17 protein-coding genes are annotated in these 17,963 nt (G+C 34.6%); 13 read left to right on the top strand and 4 right to left on the bottom strand.

Annotated elements, in window-relative coordinates; all coding sequences use genetic code 11:
- Window position 1: 1 nt before the first annotated feature.
- From BST91_RS06885 to ettA, 8 genes are all read left to right on the top strand, one after another.
- Window positions 2-295 carry a winged helix-turn-helix domain-containing protein gene (locus BST91_RS06885; protein ID WP_082586966.1) on the top strand — a complete coding sequence of 98 codons (294 nt, stop codon included), beginning with the start codon at window positions 2-4 and terminating at the stop codon, window positions 293-295.
- A 2-nt stretch (window positions 296-297) separates the two neighbouring features.
- On the top strand, window positions 298-813 hold the full coding sequence (locus tag BST91_RS06890) for a hypothetical protein (RefSeq protein ID WP_085774924.1): 516 nt from the start codon (window positions 298-300) through the stop codon (window positions 811-813).
- 4 nt (window positions 814-817) lie between these two features.
- The gene (locus tag BST91_RS06895; RefSeq protein WP_085774925.1) at window positions 818-2,191 is read left to right on the top strand and encodes a DUF4153 domain-containing protein; all 1,374 of its coding nucleotides are present in this window, start codon (window positions 818-820) and stop codon (window positions 2,189-2,191) included.
- Window positions 2,192-2,478: 287 nt separating this feature from the next.
- A complete protein-coding gene (locus tag BST91_RS06900; protein WP_169709765.1) occupies window positions 2,479-3,243 on the top strand; it encodes a DUF1361 domain-containing protein in 765 nt (254 codons plus the stop codon).
- Entirely contained in the window at window positions 3,233-3,607 is a 375-nt protein-coding gene (locus tag BST91_RS06905; protein ID WP_085774926.1) for a ribosomal maturation YjgA family protein, read from the top strand. The genes BST91_RS06900 and BST91_RS06905 overlap by 11 nt, the downstream gene beginning before the upstream one ends.
- Before the next feature lie 146 nt (window positions 3,608-3,753).
- Window positions 3,754-3,936 carry a CAL67264 family membrane protein gene (locus BST91_RS06910; protein WP_042280350.1) on the top strand — a complete coding sequence of 61 codons (183 nt, stop codon included), beginning with the start codon at window positions 3,754-3,756 and terminating at the stop codon, window positions 3,934-3,936.
- 1 nt (window position 3,937) lies between these two features.
- On the top strand, window positions 3,938-4,354 hold the full coding sequence (locus BST91_RS06915; protein WP_042280351.1) for a hypothetical protein: 417 nt from the start codon (window positions 3,938-3,940) through the stop codon (window positions 4,352-4,354).
- A complete protein-coding gene (ettA, locus tag BST91_RS06920; protein ID WP_060524611.1) occupies window positions 4,347-6,038 on the top strand; it encodes an energy-dependent translational throttle protein EttA in 1,692 nt (563 codons plus the stop codon). The genes BST91_RS06915 and ettA overlap by 8 nt, the downstream gene beginning before the upstream one ends.
- Before the next feature lie 90 nt (window positions 6,039-6,128).
- Here ettA and BST91_RS06925 read toward each other — a convergent pair whose 3' ends face one another.
- Genes BST91_RS06925 through BST91_RS06935 form a run of 3 tightly spaced genes read right to left on the bottom strand, consistent with a single transcriptional unit; the run spans window position 6,129 to window position 9,245 of the window.
- Window positions 6,129-7,571 (bottom strand): DUF389 domain-containing protein, encoded by a 1,443-nt coding sequence (locus BST91_RS06925; protein WP_060524609.1) that lies wholly within the window; start codon window positions 7,569-7,571, stop codon window positions 6,129-6,131.
- On the bottom strand, window positions 7,571-8,650 hold the full coding sequence (locus tag BST91_RS06930) for a mannose-1-phosphate guanylyltransferase (protein WP_085774927.1): 1,080 nt from the start codon (window positions 8,648-8,650) through the stop codon (window positions 7,571-7,573). Before BST91_RS06930 ends, BST91_RS06925 begins: the two co-directional genes overlap by 1 nt.
- Window positions 8,643-9,245: a SprT-like domain-containing protein gene (locus BST91_RS06935; RefSeq protein ID WP_085774928.1), complete on the bottom strand. Its 603-nt coding sequence runs from the start codon at window positions 9,243-9,245 to the stop codon at window positions 8,643-8,645. The genes BST91_RS06930 and BST91_RS06935 overlap by 8 nt, the downstream gene beginning before the upstream one ends.
- Before the next feature lie 123 nt (window positions 9,246-9,368).
- Here BST91_RS06935 and BST91_RS06940 point away from each other — a divergent pair, with 123 nt between their 5' ends.
- From BST91_RS06940 to miaA, 5 genes are all read left to right on the top strand, one after another.
- Entirely contained in the window at window positions 9,369-10,058 is a 690-nt protein-coding gene (locus tag BST91_RS06940) for an LOG family protein (RefSeq protein ID WP_042280361.1), read from the top strand.
- A 119-nt stretch (window positions 10,059-10,177) separates the two neighbouring features.
- Window positions 10,178-13,024, top strand: a complete 2,847-nt coding sequence (locus BST91_RS06945; RefSeq protein ID WP_085775694.1) for a gluzincin family metallopeptidase — start codon at window positions 10,178-10,180, stop codon at window positions 13,022-13,024.
- Between the two features lie 58 nt (window positions 13,025-13,082).
- Entirely contained in the window at window positions 13,083-15,491 is a 2,409-nt protein-coding gene (locus tag BST91_RS06950; RefSeq protein WP_085774929.1) for an alpha-ketoacid dehydrogenase subunit alpha/beta, read from the top strand.
- A 3-nt stretch (window positions 15,492-15,494) separates the two neighbouring features.
- The gene (locus BST91_RS06955; protein ID WP_042280364.1) at window positions 15,495-16,337 is read left to right on the top strand and encodes an ion transporter; all 843 of its coding nucleotides are present in this window, start codon (window positions 15,495-15,497) and stop codon (window positions 16,335-16,337) included.
- Window positions 16,330-17,250 carry a tRNA (adenosine(37)-N6)-dimethylallyltransferase MiaA gene (gene miaA / locus BST91_RS06960; protein ID WP_085774930.1) on the top strand — a complete coding sequence of 307 codons (921 nt, stop codon included), beginning with the start codon at window positions 16,330-16,332 and terminating at the stop codon, window positions 17,248-17,250. Before BST91_RS06955 ends, miaA begins: the two co-directional genes overlap by 8 nt.
- Here miaA and BST91_RS06965 read toward each other — a convergent pair.
- The gene (locus BST91_RS06965) at window positions 17,247-17,963 is read right to left on the bottom strand and encodes a response regulator transcription factor (protein ID WP_042280367.1); all 717 of its coding nucleotides are present in this window, start codon (window positions 17,961-17,963) and stop codon (window positions 17,247-17,249) included. The genes miaA and BST91_RS06965 overlap by 4 nt on opposite strands.

Here is a 17,963-nt window from a genome sequence, read left to right on the forward strand (position 1 = left end):
AGTGAGTATCATTGATAAGTTAAATAAAGCATTTGATCATAGAATAAGATTAGGAATTATGTCTATTCTAATAGTTAACGATGCTGCAGATTTTAAACAACTTAAAGAAGAGTTAGGAGTTACCGATGGTAATCTAGCTAGTCATACCAAAGCTTTAGAAAAAGAAAAATATATAAGAGTTGAGAAATCTTTTATAGGTAGAAAACCAAATACCAAATACATTATAACTCAGCACGGTAAAGAAGCCTTTACCTCTCATATTAATGCGTTAGAAAAATTAATCAAAAATGGCTAATTATGAATAAACTATTTTTTTTACCTATTTACTTTGAATTTCAAAGTACTTTAAAAACAATTAGAGAACTCTTAATTTCGTCTCTATTTAGAATATCAAGTCAGATTTATATCGCAATAAAGCCTGCATCACCGTGGGATATATCTGTAAAAGAACTGCTGCAATATCATTATACCACACTGGGATTTCATTTGGGATGCTTTTTACTCAAACATGATTTTACACCACAGCCTAAATGTGAAGATCATGACATCTTCCATCTAATCACAGGATATGATATAGACACTTCTAATGAAATTGCGATGCAATTTTGGTTATTCGGTAACGGCAAGCGCAGTTACTACATACCTATTGCTTTATTAGCTGGTATTCTATTTTATCCAGACTCCTACTCCTTATTCAAGACTGCTTTGAAAAATGGTCGGGAATCATTGCCGGTTTATCACAAAAATTATCGGGATCTATTACACATTCCGATTTCACAATTAAAACCAGTTAAAACAACTTATAAATTATAGCATCATGAAATCAATTTTATCAATATTAGGTGGTATCGTCTTCGCTTACCTTTTTTATTCCCAAGGAATGGGATTAAATACTGTTTTTTACACCGTATTTATATTAATTATTCTGGCACTTCAACAAAAATTTGTTCTCCTTAAAAAACCTGTAATAGTTAGTGCTTGCTTGTGGCTAGGAACTGCCATAGCAGTTAGTTGGCACAGTAATAAACTTAATAATTTTATGTACTGCCTTATGGGGATACAGACCATAGGAGCTGTTGTCTATTACCAATCGAGTATTTACATCAAGTGGATAAATGGAATTTTCAATATACTATTCGGTTCATTACATCGCTTTTTTGAAAAGCCACAAACAACTCAAATTAAGGAGAAATCTAGTACTAGCTTCCTACAATCCTTGAAGTACTTTGGCATCCCGACTTTCCTCCTAATAGTATTTCTCTTGCTTTATGCCAACTCAAATCCTGTCATGCAAAATATATTGGATAATATCGATTTTTCATTTCTCAATGGTTTATGGATTTTTACAGCATTTTTAGGCTCTTTACTCACAGCGAACATTTCTATGGGTCAACCTGTTGAGGAGTTAGTCAAATTTGATGAGAATTCTAAAAATGAGCTGCTAGTTCCTTCGCATTTAGACCTTTCACTATGCAAAGAGCAAAATAAAATAGGAACTTATTCCTTAATAGCGCTTAACGTTCTATTGATTTTCTTTTTAATTACAGAGTTTGTGTTTATCACTCAAATAACTTATCAACCTGCTACATCCCTGTCTAATGCTGTTCATCAAGGAGTCTATACCAGTATAGCTAGTATTGTTTTGGCTCTTATAATTATCGTTTATTTTTTCAGGGGACAGCTTAATTTTTTCAAAAAAAATCAATCACTGCGCAAAATAGCTTATTCATGGTTGGTTTTAAATCTTATCCTAATCGGTAGCGTATGTATTAAAAATTATACCTACATAATTAATTTTGGACTCACTCCTAAAAGATTAGGAGTGATGATCTACTTATTCTTATGTGTTATTGGGATTATTACAGTATACCTTAAAATCAAGCACAAACTTACCTTTACCTATTTACTGCGACGTAATTCCTATATCGCTACTCTACTCTTAGTAATGTATAGCTGGGTAAATTGGGACGCAATAATGACTTCTTACAATATAAATAACAATCATATTGATACTGAATTGTTCTATGAACTATATCCTGGTAACGCGCTTATTCTTGAAGAAAATCCATCTATCAAAAAACAAATAATAATGGAAGTGTATTCGCCTAAAATAAGTGAAAAATCAACTAAAAAAGACTGGCAAAGCAAAACCTATCTGGACCTTCAATTAGAAAATCATGACACTTACTAAACTAAAAACTGTTCCCAAATTATGGTTGGTGATTCGGGTAGGATGGTCTTGTCTTGTCTTGGGTACCATAATATTTCTTTGTGGATTGATGTTTCCGCATTATTACATCTATATTTTGGGATACTTGTACGTCATTTTTAGCGTAATTATTTCTTTGATAGCATTACTCATTGCTGTCATTACAATTATGATTAATAAAAGAAATTGTCAGTTAGGACTAATTGCTATCTATTGCCTATTAATTAACATACCTATCGCCTACTGGTATGCCCAAATTATCATCAGCTATGCATAAATATTCTAATAAATTAATTCTAGTTCTTAGTATTTTAAGTTTATTTATGCTCATGGTACGTATTAAGGTAACCACGAGTTTCTATGGTTTGTTTATGGTATGGAATTTATTTCTAGCCATTATTCCTTTACTTATCATAAGGATCACATCAACCTTTCAAAAAAGCACATTTACCCAAATGGTGTTTTGGTTACAGACCAATTCTATTTTTTATAGGATTAATGATGATAAATCACGCTTTCGCGAAAGCGAACTCTACTTCCCTACTCTAAAATCCTCAACGATTTCTACATATGCTAAACGAGCTATTATTGTAATGTTTTTGATGGTATGGTTATTATTTCTACCCAATGCGCCTTATATGGTTACAGATATGATTCATATTTCTAACTCACAGGATATGTGGTTACATTATGATATTGTGAATTATGGTTTGTTTGGATGGTGTGGTCTTGTCATATTTTGTAATGGATTGTTTGAGGTTAATGCATTGATTAAAAGAGAATGGAATTGTCATCCTTTACTATTTCCTGTAATCAGTATCACTTTAATCGTACTTTGCTCGCTGGGTATTTATTTAGGTAGAGAGTTAAGGTTTAATAGTTGGGATTTACTTACTTCACCTTATGAATTATTCAACGATATTATCGATACTCTAAGTTCGCTTACACATAACATAGCGTTGCTATCCCAATTGGTCGCCTATACGGTACTTCTTAGTATAAGCCTTATCATGTACAGTAACTATGCAAAATAAAATTCACATTATTCTTGCTATTTTTTCATTTGCTTTAATGGTAATCATTGAACGTTTTATAAATGATTCTTTTATTCGGCCGTATATGGGTGATGTCATTGTGGCCATTTTTATTTATTGTTTGTTCAAAATTTTCTTTTCATGGTCTGCAAGATCAACAGCTATAATAAGTTTGACATTTTGTTACCTAGTAGAAATACTACAATACATAAACATTATTTCTATTTTAAATTTAGAGAAGTATCACCTAGCTAGAATTATAATAGGCACTAGCTTTTCCTGGTATGATATTTTATGTTATACGACAGGAGTATTGATCATTGTAAGTATTGATTTAAGATATAGTGAAAGTAAGCAACCCTAAAACTCCATATATCATTACTATTTTTTAAAACAACCATTAAATTCAAACAGCAAATGGTGGTTTTACGTATTATTTTATTTTACTACAGACGTCTTACTTTATTATTATCGCTAGATGAAACTTATCTTTGTACTTTAAATTTGATTATGGCATTAAACAAAAACGGAGTATTAGGATGGGCAACTTTAATCATGATCATTATTGGATTAGGGCTCATCGCACTAGGAGCATTTAAGTACAGTGAGGTAGCTGGTTATGGATTTGCAGCAGTAGGAGTAGGATTTTTTGCTATTGCATGGGTTTTCAATGCTTTAAAAGGTCGCGTTTAAATTGAAGCATCGTATCGTATTTCAAGATCAAACTGCTAGAAAGTATGTCGCTTTCACCTCTATAGGAATAATTCTTATAGTTGCTGGTGTGCTTTTACTGTTCACAAGTTTAGAAGAATACGTGGCGTACTTGGGTATAGGAATTGGGATAGCACTGTTTTTTTATATTAACATAAACTCTTTTCGCAGTACACATTTCATTTCATACAACCGTAAAGGAATAACTTTACAGTTACTAGGCAGAAAAACAAACGGTTTTAGCTTTAACCAGTTACAAAAAGTATCTCTAGAAGAAAAAGGGCTGCTTATAAAATTAAAAGGTGGTGAGGTTATTACGCTTTCGCGAAAGCGATACCTAGAACAATCTCTACAACAATTATTTACAATTTTAAAGACAAAAACATCATCCCATGAGTGACGATAAACAAGTAATTTTTTCCATGCAAGGTCTTTCTAAGACCTACAGAAGTACTGGTAAACAAGTACTAAAGAATATTCATTTAAGTTTTTTCTACGGTGCCAAAATTGGTATCCTAGGTCTTAATGGTTCTGGTAAATCTACCTTACTTAAAATTATTGCAGGAGTTGAGCAAGATTACCAAGGTAATATTCATTTTCTAGACGGTTACAACGTAGGGTATCTAGAACAAGAACCTCAACTAGACGATGATAAAACAGTTATGGACATTGTAAAGGAAGGAGCTGCAGAAACTGTTGCCGTTCTTGAGGAATACAATTCCATTAACGATCAATTTGGACTACCAGAAGTCTATGAAGACGCCGATAAAATGCAAAAATTAATGGATCGACAGGCTGTGCTTCAAGATAAAATAGATGCACTCAATGCTTGGGATCTAGATACCAAACTAGAAATCGCAATGGATGCGCTGCGCACGCCACCTGGTGACGCTCAAATTAAAAACCTGTCTGGTGGTGAACGTCGTCGTGTTGCATTATGTAGGTTGCTATTACAAGAACCAGAAATTTTATTACTGGATGAGCCTACCAACCACCTCGATGCAGAATCTGTTTTGTGGCTAGAACAACACCTAGCACAGTATAAAGGTACCGTTATAGCGGTAACTCACGATAGATATTTCCTTGATAACGTGGCTGGATGGATTCTTGAATTGGATCGTGGTGAAGGTATTCCTTGGAAAGGAAACTATTCTAGCTGGTTAGATCAAAAAAGTGAACGACTTGCCAAAGAGGAAAAGCAAGAGTCCAAGCGTCGTAAAACACTACAGCGAGAACTAGACTGGGTTCGTCAAGGTGCAAAAGGTAGACAAGCTAAACAAAAAGCGCGTTTAAATAACTATGACAAATTGTTGAATGAAGATGTAAAACAAAAGGAAGAACGTCTTGAAATTTATATACCAAATGGACCACGTCTAGGAACTAATGTGATTGAAGCATCACATGTGAGCAAGGCCTTTGGAGATAAGTTATTATATGAAGACCTTAATTTTACTTTACCGCAAAACGGAATTGTGGGAATTATAGGACCTAATGGTGCTGGAAAAACCACCATTTTCAAAATGATAATGGGACAAGAGCAACCTGATAGTGGTACATTTAATGTAGGAGAAACGGTAAAACTTGCCTACGTAGATCAAAGTCATAGTGATATAGACCCTGAAAAAAGTATTTGGGAAAACTTTGCCGATGGTCAAGACCAGATAATGATGGGTGGTCGTATGGTAAATTCTAGAGCTTATTTAAGTAGATTTAATTTCTCAGGATCAGAGCAGAATAAAAAAGTTTCAACGCTGTCTGGTGGTGAGCGCAACCGTTTACACCTAGCTATGACCCTAAAAGAAGAAGGTAACGTCCTTTTACTGGATGAGCCTACCAATGATCTAGATGTAAATACATTAAGAGCGCTTGAAGAAGGTCTGGAAAACTTTGCGGGTTGTGCCGTAATTATTTCTCACGATAGATGGTTCCTTGATCGTGTGTGTACACACATAATCGCATTTGAAGGAGACTCACAAGTATACAGTTTTGAAGGTAGTTTTACCGAATATGAAGAAAACAAGAAAAAACGTTTAGGTGATGTAACACCTAAACGTATAAAATACAAGAAGTTGACTAGAGATTAGTTATTAATTGAATTCCATAAAAAAATCCGTTTTGCACAGTTGCAAAACGGATTTTTTATTTTGTTTAGATAAATATCATCTAAAGTCGTATTACTGACTTAATGAATCCATAGCTTGATATTTCACTTCATTTACCTGAACACGCTCACTCTTCAATCGATATTTTAACCAATTATAGATGTTCTCTTTGATTACTTTTTTATTCTCCTCATCCAGAAGTGAATCTTTGAAAGAAATCGTAATCACCTCGGTACTGTCCATTTTTTTTGTTGCGTAATCTCTAGTATGATTCATCGCTAGTCCCATACTACCTATTTGAGGATATAAATACCCCAATTCATCTAGTAAGATATCTTTATCCTTAAATTTATTACTAACTAATCTCAATTGATTTTCAAGCGCCTCAATGCGAGAATCCTTATCTCGTATAAGTTTAAAATCTTCAATACGTTCCTCTTGAATTTTGGCAAGATCTTCATTCTGAGAATCTATTATTGTACGGCTACCTTGAACAAAGGTCACGGTACATTCTTCAAGATCCTCCATTTGGTAGAATTGATCTTCCCATTCTTTAATTTTCTCTTCTGGAACTTCTTTACCAACTACACTCATTATGAGCTCCTTCTTTTCCTCGTTCCAAATAGGTGTAAAAATAGATCCCTTGTAGTTTAGGGATTCTACAAATTCTAATCTTGCTTGTTTATTAAGCTGGTCTTGATACAATTGATAAAAAAAGAAAACCGATGGTAACAGAACTATGATCCCAACTGCAGTAGCAATACGTGAAATACGCTTTCTTTTTGCTTGGTTAGCATATTTAACCATTGGAAAATTAAGCAACTTGCATACAACAAATGTCGATAATGCTATAAAAACCGCATTGATAGAGAATAAATATATAGCGCCTCCAAAAATACTTATATCCCACATCGCAATTCCGTATCCTGCCGTACACAATGGTGGCATTAAGGCTGTAGCAATAGCAACACCTGCGATAGCATTTGACATAGTACCTTTTTTAGATTTTGCAACAATTAACGCCAGTCCACCAAATATGGCTATAAGCACATCTAGAAAAGTAGGGAATGTCCTATTCTTAAGTTCATCATTAAACTCAACAAAAGGCGAAATTTTAAAATAGATGGTTGCCGTAAGAAGAGACAATCCCATCATTACCATGAGGTTGATTAAGGAACGACGTAACATTTTTTCATCATTAATCGCTGTACCTAATCCCATTCCTACAATAGGTCCCATAAGTGGTGAGATTAACATGGCTCCAATCACAACTGCGGTAGACCCTACATTTAATCCGATAGAAGCTACCATGATGGAGAAGATCAAAATCCATGCGTTGTGCCCTTGAAAGGAAATATCCTTGCGCACAGATTCAACTGTCTCACTACGATCACTATCTTCTCGTATGTCTAGCAATTCATTTAAAAAAGCCTTTACATTATCCCAAATCCCAGAAATTTTTTGTTGATTTTCCTCGAGTTTGTCACCAGGTTGTGTTGGATTATTTTGCTCCATTATCCTATTTCGTCTCCGTATTTATTAATTGCACTTTGGCGTATTTGTTTAATCTCCTGCTCAGCTGTTTTTGGTATTATCATGAGTACATCATCCTCGTCAACAACTATATAGTTTTCCAGTCCTTGAATGATTACCTTTTTATTAGTATCAGTTTTTATGATGTTGTTACTTGAATTTATAGCGGTTACACTAGAATTAACGATAGCATTTTTGTCGCTGTTTTTCTCGAGTTTGTCAAATAATGAACCCCAAGTACCTAAATCATTCCAACTGAAATGTGCAGGAATTACTTTTACGTGATTACTTTTCTCTAGTATCGCATAATCAACTGATATATTTTCAGCTTTTTGATAGTTTTCTTCTAACCATTCGTTTTCATGGGTTGTGTTGTAAACCTCATAACCGTTTTTAAATAATGTGGTTAATGCAGGTTGCGCTTTCGCGAAAGCGGAAACGACACCATCAACATGCCAGATAAAAATACCTGCATTCCATAAAAAAGTACCTTTTGCCAAAAATTCTTTAGCCGTTTCAAGATTAGGCTTTTCTCTAAATTGCTTTACTTTTTTTACCTGATTAGATGAAGGTTCAAATTCAATATAACCATAACCTGTATTGGGTGATGTAGGAGTGATACCCAATGTCATCAGATCATGACGATTTTGTGAGCAGTGATCAAAAGCCGTTTCTAAATTCTCATTAAATAAATGTTCTTCTTCAATATAATGATCACTAGGAGCCACTATCATTGTAGCATCAGGATTCATTTTTTGAATTTTGAGAGCTGCTAGTAAAATACATGGCGCTGTGTTACGCATAGCAGGCTCTGCCAAGATATGTGTATCCTGCATGAGCGGCAACTGTTTTTTAACCAATTCTACATAGTCTGCATTGGTTAAAACTAAAATATTGTTTACAGGAATAGTAGCACTTAATCTTTCATAAGTCATTTGTAACAAAGACTTACCAATTCCCAGCATGTCGTGGAATTGTTTAGGAAATTTTTGTTTGCTTACTGGCCAAAATCGGGATCCTACTCCACCAGCCATAATAACGGCGTACCTGTTCTTACTCATTTGTCTTCATTAAGGTTACTTGAGCATTGGGTTGAAAAACATACATTTTACCTGAATCGAGCTCAAGACATTCATATCTTTTGCGCAGTCTTTTACCTAGCTGGTATAATTTGCCATTACTTGCAACAAACCTACTGCCATACGGTAATTCAAATATATAATTTTTATCGGTCTCGGGATCATAACGACGCAAGGCAATGCTCATCAATGCATCAGTATCACTGCTAGCTCTGGGGTTTTTAAAATGCTTGACTACCACTGGTAAAAGATCACTTGGATAAATATCGGGCCTTAAAAAGGGTATCATCATTTTTTGAAATGTGTGCTTCCACTCTACTCCATGTGGTTGGATATGTCGTCCATATTTTTGAAAAGCAACTAGATGGGCTAGCTCGTGTACAAGTGTTATTAAAAATCGATACTTATTTAAATTACTATTTATAGTGATATGATGCAATCCACTCGGATCACGACGATAATCTCCATGCCTAGTTTTTCTTTCATGAACAATTTTTAATTGAACCTTAAATTCCTTTAATAAGGCATGTATAGGTGCTACGGTTAATTTAGGTAAGTACTTTTCTAAAAGATCCACTTCATTTACTTTGAAACGTGAAGATAAAAAGACTTATTTTTTTAAATAACCTATTATATAAACATGTATTAACAATTATGTGAATAGTTGTGATTATGTTTGTTTTGTAATAAATACTAGAACATGCGCAGAGAAATAAATGAAAAAGGTTGGAATGATTTAAAAACAAATGATAGTTGGGCAACCTTTAAAATCTTATCTGAATTTGTAATGGGTTATGAGCGTATGAGCCGTATAGGGCCATGTGTTTCTATTTTTGGAAGTGCTCGATTAAAACCTGATAATAAGTACTATAAACTAGCAACTGAAATTGCACAACGTATCGTTGAAAATGGTTATGGTGTAATTACTGGTGGTGGTCCTGGAATAATGGAAGCAGGAAATAAAGGCGCTCATTTATCAGGAGGAACATCTGTTGGTCTTAATATCGACTTGCCATTTGAACAACATGACAATCCTTATATAGATCATGATAAAAGCCTTGATTTTGATTACTTTTTTGCCCGTAAGGTAATGTTTGTCAAATATTCACAAGGTTTTGTAGTTATGCCAGGTGGATTTGGTACCCTTGATGAATTGTTTGAAGCTATTACACTCATTCAAACTCATAAGATTGCAAAATTCCCAATCATTTTAGTCGGTACCGAATTTTGGAGTGGATTATTGGATTGGGTAAAAGAAACCCTTGACAAGAAATTTCATACGATTTCTCCAGAAGATTTGAATTTGATTCATTTAGTCGATACTAGTGAAGAAGCAGTGAGTATTATCAATGACTTCTATGCAAAATACAGCTTGAGTCCTAATTTCTAGTATCTTAGACTAAGCACTTTTGTAATCATCACAAAAATCAACTTAGAAATAGGTGATTTTTGTGATGATTTTTTAATATTTAAACATCATATTTGAAAGTAAACTCTAAAAAAGCACCTTTGAAAACAAGATTTCTTGTATTTCTCACTTTACTATTGTCCATTTATGGCTGGTCGCAGCATCAAACTAACCTTGTGGTTAAGCTTGATGATGATGCTAGGGAATTGACCATTGAACAAGAAATAACTTTTGTTAATCAAAGTGATGTCTCCTGGGATAAAGTGTATTTATTAGATTGGGCTAATGCTTTCAGTAACTTACAGACTCCTTTAGCTATAAGACTAGCTGAGGATTTTAAAAATCGGTTTGAATTTTCATCTGATGATGATAAAGGCTTTACAGATATTTCTAGGCTAAATACTGAAAACTATATCGTAAGCAGACCAAAATCTAATCCAGACGTTGTTATTTTAGAATTGCTGGAGCCCATCGCACCACAAACATCACGCAGTGTAAACATAACTTACAAGGTAAAAATCCCTCTTGATGATTTTACTGGCTATGGAAAGAGTAGCGATAACGAATATCTACTCAAATATTGGTACCTGCATCCTGCGCCATATGCAAATGGAGAATGGCAGTTTTATTCTCATAAAGATTTAAATGATTTTTACGGCGCACCTACCCAGATGAGCATTTCAGTTCACGTTCCTTCTCGTCTCAAGGCTATATCCTCATTAAAAATGATTACCCAAGTTGAGCAGGAAAATCGTAACAGCTATCTATTTGAAGGTTTAACAAGCTCTAGTGCCAGGTTATACTTCCTAAAATCAACCGACGGTTTTAAACGTTATAGCACTAATCAAGTGGATTTAACCACTGATATTGATGATGATAGTGTTCCCACTGAAATGAAAGTGGTTTTTATAGATAGAATAGCTAGTTTTTTGAATGATCATGTAGGTAAATCTCCGAGTAGGGAACTCTTCATTTCAGATAAATTTTACAAAGAAAATCCTGTATATGGCTTAAGCTCTTTACCTAGTTTTATTAACCCATTTCCAGCAGGTTTTACCTATGAAATAAAAATGCTCAAAGCACTTACTCGTAAATGGGTAGAACAAGGAATAAGTACTCACAATAGAGATGAATACTGGTTAAAACAAGGTATAATTATCCATACCATAATGAAATATCAGGAAGAATATTACCCAGACTTAAAAATTGGTGGTAAACTAAGTGATTTTTGGGGAATACGAGGATTCAATGTTTCACAACTAAGGTTTAATGATAGGTATGCTTTTTTATACTTGAATACAAAAAGACTTAATCTAGATCAAGCACCCAATACTCCTGCTGATAGTTTATTGAAATACAATCAACAACTCGCCATTCCTTTTAAAGCCGCAATCGGATTAGCATATCTTGACGACTATCTAGGTAATAATGCCGTTGAAAATTCGATTAAAAAGCTCTATAGTCAATCACCGTCAAACTCACAAAATAGTCGGGATTTTCAAACATATTTGAACGAACAAACAGATAAAGAAATAGACTGGTTTTTTGATTACTTTATAACTCGTCACGAAAGGCTAGATTGGAAATTAAGGAACATAGAGAAATACAAAGATTCAGTAATTGTAACGATTAAGAACAAGAGCGTTTATCCTATCCCTATTCCTATCTACGCACTCAAAAATGATAGTATTGTTTATAAAGAATGGATTAATGGATTTATAGGTGATACTTCTATCACGCTTTCGCGAAAAGCGATACAAAACAAGAAATTAGGTGCCGCCAATAGAATTGTAGTTAACTATGAGGAAATAATTCCTGAATTTAACCCAAGAGATAACTACAAAACTCTAAAACCATTTCCTGCATTTAACAGACCCTTGGAATTCAGGCTATTCAAAGACATTGAAGACCCTGAAAAATCTCAAGTTTTCTTGATGCCAGATATTACATTTAATATATACGATGGATTGGCTATAGGTTCTAGATTTTACAATGGTAATTTACTGTCAAAACCTTTTAGATATAGCATTAAGCCTGCCTATGGGACAAACTCAGGCAAATTAGTGGGATCGATAGGGTTAAGTTATGAGCATCCATTTCAAGATAGAAACAACAGCCTTTTTTCTATGAGATACGGACTAAGTGCCAATCAATTTTCTTATGCTCCAGATTTACTTTATAGACGAGGAAGCGCGTGGTTAAGTTTTAATTACAGACCTAAAGACTTGCGTAGTAATAAAAGACAAAGCCTTAATTTTAGAAACGTATTTGTTCAACGAGATCGCAATGATGAATCTCTTGAAGAAGATCCTGATTATAATGTTTTTGCATTGAGTTTCAATCAATCAGACCGTAACCTTAGAAGATCTTTTAGTTATAGTTTTGGCACTGAGGTTAGTGAACGTTTTTCAAAAGCAAGTTTCAGATTAGACTGGCGCAGACTCTATAAGGATAATAGACAGCTCAATTTTAGAGTATTCATGGGAACTTTTCTATATAACGATACAAGATCCAATGATGATTTTTTCTCCTTTGCCTTAGATAGACCTACGGATTATCTTTTTGATTATAACTATTATGGTAGATCTGAAGATGACGGACTATTCTCGCAACAATTAATTCTTGCCGAAGGTGGTTTCAAAGCTCAATTGGATCCAGCATTTGCAAACCAGTGGATTACCACCTTAAATTCATCGTACAGTATATGGAAATACATATTTGTTTATGGTGATGTAGGAGCTGTTAAAAACAAGGGTACAAGCGCAAGATTTGTGTATGACACAGGAATTAGATTAAACCTATTGCAAGATTATTTTGAGTTGTATTTTCCTGTGTACAACAATAATGGATGGGAGATCGCGCAACCTAATTATGATGAGAAAATAAGGTTCATAGTAACGCTAGATGTTAACACTTTTATAGGGCTATTTACTCGTAGGTGGTACTAATTTTACGCTATTGCAAACGGGCTTTAATCTCCGTATTTTTGCAGTAATATAAAATTCTATGCAAGCAACTGAAAACCCTACTGTTTCTCTAAAAAAAGAAGACTTTAAAAACGAAGTCCTTAAAGATTATAAAATTGCGGTAACTAGTCGCGAATGTAGTCTACTAGGTCGACGCGAAGTACTTACAGGAAAAGCTAAATTTGGAATCTTTGGTGATGGAAAGGAGCTTCCTCAACTTGCTTGGGCTCGCGCTTTTGAAAATGGTGATTTTAGAAGCGGTTATTATCGAGATCAAACCTTCATGATGGCTATAGGTGAACTTACTATCGAGCAGTTTTTTGCTGGACTGTATGCAAACACCGACATCAAAGAAGAACCAATGAGTGCAGGAAGACAAATGGGTGGTCACTTTGCGACACACAGTCTTGATGAGAAAGGAAATTGGAAAAGATTAATCGATCAAAAAAATAGTAGTAGTGATATTTCTCCTACTGCTGGACAAATGCCTAGATTATTAGGTCTTGCACAAGCTAGTAAAGTATACCGTCACAATGACCTTATTCCTGCAGATAATGGATTTTCAAATAAAGGTAATGAAGTTGCCTGGGGAACAATAGGTAATGCAAGTACAAGTGAAGGCCATTTTTGGGAAACCTTTAATGCTGCCGGAGTCCTGCAAGTACCTATGGTAATCAGCGTGTGGGATGACGATTATGGAATCTCGGTTCATGCACGTCATCAAACTACAAAAGAAAGTATAAGTAAAATTCAGGCAGGTTTTCAAAGAAATGAAGACGGCAAGGGTTATGAAATAATCGTAGTTAAAGGTTGGAATTATGTAGCTCTAGTTGAGGCTTATGAAAAAGCTAGTAAAATTGCTAGAGAAGAGCATGTACCGGTTATGATTCATGTGGATGAACTCACACAGCCACAAGGTCACAGTACTAGTGGCTCTCATGAACGTTATAAAGATGAAGAAAGACTAGCTTGGGAAGCAGAATATGATTGTAACGCACAATTTAGAAAATGGCTGATTGAAAATGACTTTGCTACAGATGATGAGCTATCTGCCTTAGAGAAAGACATTAAAAAAGAGGTACGTAACGGTAAAAAAGCAGCATGGACTGCATTCATCAATCCTATTCTTAAAGAAAGAGATGAAGCGGTACAGCACCTAGAAAAAGTTGCGAACGTAAGTGATAATCAAGTTTTCATTCAACCTTTAATTTCTAAATTAAAAGAAACTAAAGAGCCTATTAGAAAAGAAGTTTTTGAAACTATAAAACAAACCTTACGATATACAATAGGAGAAAATCATGATGAAATTGATCAACTTAAAGCATTTTTAAGTGATTATGAATCGACCATACAACCTAAATATAGCGATTACCTTTTTAGTAAGTCTGATAAGGCTGTAGTCAACATACAAGCTGTAGATCCAGTCTATAATGAGGACAGCAATGAGGTAGATGCTAGAGTTATCATGAGAGATAATTTTGACGCATTATTTGCTGCGCATCCAGAGGTTATGGTATTTGGTGAAGATGCTGGAGAAATAGGAGACGTTAATCAAGGTCTTGAAGGAATGCAAGAAAAATACGGTGAATTAAGAGTATCAGACACCGGTATTAGAGAAGCTACTATTTTAGGACAAGGAATCGGTCTAGCAATGCGAGGATTACGACCTATTGCCGAAATCCAATACCTAGATTATTTACTTTACTGCTTACAGATCATGAGTGATGATCTAGCCACTGTTCAATATAGAACTGCCGGTAAACAAAAAGCTCCAGTAATTATAAGAACTAGAGGTCATCGCCTAGAAGGAATTTGGCACAGTGGTTCACCAATGGGTGGAATCATTAATCTAGTAAGAGGTATTCATGTTCTAGTTCCTAGAAACATGACCAAGGCAGCTGGTTTCTATAACACTCTTATGGCAAGCGATGAGCCTGCTCTTATCGTTGAATGCCTAAACGGATATCGTCTTAAAGAAAAATTACCTGTAAACTTAGGAGAGTTTAGAACTCCTGTAGGAGTTGTTGAAACCATAAAAACAGGTAGTGATATAACCGTTGTTTCTTATGGTTCAACCTTGCGTATTATTGAAGAAGCAGCTGTAGAACTTGAACGAGTAGGAATAGATATTGAAATTATAGATATTCAGTCCTTGTTACCTTTTGACCTTAATCACGATATAGTAAAAAGTGTACAAAACACCAATAGATTATTAGTTATTGATGAAGATGTACCTGGTGGAGCTAGCGCTTTTATCCTTCAAAAAATTGTTGATGAACAAAACGCTTGGAGATATCTAGATAGCAAGCCACAGTGTTTGAGCGCAAGAGCTCACAGACCAGCCTACTCTACAGATGGTGATTATTTCTCAAAACCTAGTAAAGATGATATCTTTGATAAAGTGTATGAAATCATGCACGAGGCTATGCCAGCAAGATATCCTAGATAATATATGAGCAACAACACAACATCTTCCCTGTGGCGTCAAAAAGTCCATGAAATCATTTATGAGGCAGATACACCAGCAGGGAAGATTTTTGATGTAGTATTACTTATTCTCATCCTAATGAGCGTAATTCTGGTAGCGCTAGAAAGTGTTCCTGGAATAGGTGAAGAATACGCTAATCAATTTATCATTGCAGAATGGATTATAACCATTTTCTTTACTATTGAATACATACTACGGATCATATCCATCAATAAACCTTCTAAGTATATCTTTAGCTTTTATGGAGTTATAGATTTACTCTCTACATTACCCTTATATCTTACCCTATTTATCACAGGCCTCAATGCTCTTATTGCGGTGCGAGCTTTAAGATTACTACGTGTATTTAGAATTTTAAAAGTAACAAGATACATTGGTGAAGCGGATAAATTATCCAAATCCATACGCGCAAGCGGACCAAAAATTGCCGTATTTCTATTTGCTGTGTTAGTTGTTTCTATAATAATGGGAACCCTTATGTATCTTGTAGAAGGTGCAGACAGTGGTTTTGATAGCATCCCAAAAAGTATCTATTGGTGCATTGTCACACTTACCACAGTTGGATTTGGAGATATTGCTCCAGTAACGCCGTTAGGGCAATTTATCGCTACAGTAATTATGATAATGGGATATGGAATAATTGCTGTGCCTACAGGTATCGTAAGTGCAGAATATTCGAAAGAAGTAAAAAAAGACAATCCTAATTATCGACATGTAAATACTCAAGTCTGTCAAAATTGTTTAGCGAAAAAACATCAGGATGGTGCTCAATTTTGTCACAAATGCGGTTATGAGCTCCATGACTAAAAAAACACTTCTTACCATAGTTGGACCTACAGCAATTGGAAAGACTGATTTAAGTATCGCTTTCGCGAAAGCGTATCAAACAGCTATCATTTCCTGCGATAGCAGGCAGTGTTACAAAGAAATGAATATAGGGACCGCTGCTCCTACTCTAGAAGAACAAGAAGCTGCGACTCATTATTTTATTCAAGATCGTAGTATTCATAATCCCATGAGTGCAGGAGATTTTGAGAAAGAAGCATTAACAATTTTAAATCACCTTTTTGAGGAAAACGATGTTGTCATAATGGTAGGTGGAAGCGCTTTATTTGAAAAGGCAGTTACACATGGTCTAGATGACTTTCCTGATGTTCCAGATTCAATACTTGATGAGCTAGAGAATCAATTAAAAGAAAAAGGTATATCCAGTCTACAACAAGAGTTAATAAAAGTCGATCCAGAATACGCTAATCAAGTAGATATGCATAATTCTAGGAGATTACTTAGAGCTCTTTCTTTGTATAGAGCAAGTGGTAAATTGATGCAGGAATTGAGATCTGGTAATGAACAAGAACGCAATTTTCAAACTATTAAAATCGGACTAGAAGCTCCTCGAGAAACGTTATATGACCGCATTAATCAAAGAGTAGATTTAATGATCGATAATGGATTGATTGAAGAAGCTAAAAACCTTTTGCCTTTTAAAGAACTTACAGCTTTACAAACTGTAGGATACCAAGAACTGTTTCCTTATTTTGAAAATAAAATAGATCTTGACGAGGCTATACGTTTAATTAAACGTAACTCTAGAAGATTTGCTAAACGCCAAATGACATGGTACCGCAAGGATAACCAAGTTCACTGGTTTAATTATAGTACTCGCCATACTGAAATTGTACAGCGAGTACATAAACTACTTACAGATCGATTTGATTAATAATCTACTTGATCTTTTATAAGTAAACGGAATCCTTCTCCGTGTATATTTACAATCTCAACATTATCGTCCTTCTTAAGATACTTACGCAGTTTTGCAATATAAACATCCATAGATCTTGAGGTGAAGTAATTATCATCTCTCCAGATTTTTGTTAGAGCTAATTCACGAGGCATAAGATCATTGATATGCAACGCTAGTAATCTTAGAAGATCGTTTTCTTTTGGTGATAACTTTATAGGTTCATCATCATTATAAGTAAGGAATCTAAGTTTAGAATTTAAATGGAAGTTACCTATTTGAAATTCGAATTCTTTACTATCAGCAATACTATCTTGTCCTTTACGCTGTAGTATGGCTTTAATTTTCATAAGTAAGACTTCGCTATCGAAAGGTTTGTTCAGGTAGTCATCAGCACCTACTTTATAACCTCTCAATACATCTTCTTTCATCGCTTTTGCTGTTAAGAAAATGATAGGTACATCTTCATTTTTTTCACGTATTTCTTTAGCTAGAGTATACCCATCTTTATAAGGCATCATCACGTCAAGAATACATAAATCGTAATTATCCTTTTTAAATTTTTCGAAACCTTCCATTCCGTTTTTCGCATGAACCACATCAAAGTCGTTCATAGCTAGATAATCTCTAAGAACAGTTCCAAAATTTGGATCATCCTCAACTAATAGTATTTTTTTGTTTTCAGTTTCCAT

It is taken from the genome of Nonlabens tegetincola (assembly GCF_002117085.1).
In the GTDB taxonomy this organism is placed as follows: Bacteria; Bacteroidota; Bacteroidia; order Flavobacteriales; family Flavobacteriaceae; genus Nonlabens; species Nonlabens tegetincola.

Excerpts from the sequence above, each read along its gene's own strand:
- BST91_RS06890 (WP_085774924.1), top strand. The coding sequence starts at position 298 with ATGAATAAACTATTTTTTTTACCTATTTACTTTGAATTTCAAAGTACT.
- BST91_RS06895 (WP_085774925.1), top strand. The coding sequence starts at position 818 with ATGAAATCAATTTTATCAATATTAGGTGGTATCGTCTTCGCTTACCTT.
- BST91_RS06900 (WP_169709765.1), top strand. The coding sequence starts at position 2,479 with ATGCATAAATATTCTAATAAATTAATTCTAGTTCTTAGTATTTTAAGT.
- BST91_RS06905 (WP_085774926.1), top strand. The coding sequence starts at position 3,233 with ATGCAAAATAAAATTCACATTATTCTTGCTATTTTTTCATTTGCTTTA.
- BST91_RS06910 (WP_042280350.1), top strand. The coding sequence starts at position 3,754 with ATGGCATTAAACAAAAACGGAGTATTAGGATGGGCAACTTTAATCATG.
- ettA (WP_060524611.1), top strand. The coding sequence starts at position 4,347 with ATGAGTGACGATAAACAAGTAATTTTTTCCATGCAAGGTCTTTCTAAG.
- BST91_RS06925 (WP_060524609.1), bottom strand. The coding sequence starts at position 7,571 with ATGGAGCAAAATAATCCAACACAACCTGGTGACAAACTCGAGGAAAAT.
- BST91_RS06930 (WP_085774927.1), bottom strand. The coding sequence starts at position 8,650 with ATGAGTAAGAACAGGTACGCCGTTATTATGGCTGGTGGAGTAGGATCC.
- BST91_RS06940 (WP_042280361.1), top strand. The coding sequence starts at position 9,369 with ATGCGCAGAGAAATAAATGAAAAAGGTTGGAATGATTTAAAAACAAAT.
- BST91_RS06950 (WP_085774929.1), top strand. The coding sequence starts at position 13,083 with ATGCAAGCAACTGAAAACCCTACTGTTTCTCTAAAAAAAGAAGACTTT.
- BST91_RS06955 (WP_042280364.1), top strand. The coding sequence starts at position 15,495 with ATGAGCAACAACACAACATCTTCCCTGTGGCGTCAAAAAGTCCATGAA.
- miaA (WP_085774930.1), top strand. The coding sequence starts at position 16,330 with ATGACTAAAAAAACACTTCTTACCATAGTTGGACCTACAGCAATTGGA.
- BST91_RS06965 (WP_042280367.1), bottom strand. The coding sequence starts at position 17,963 with ATGGAAACTGAAAACAAAAAAATACTATTAGTTGAGGATGATCCAAAT.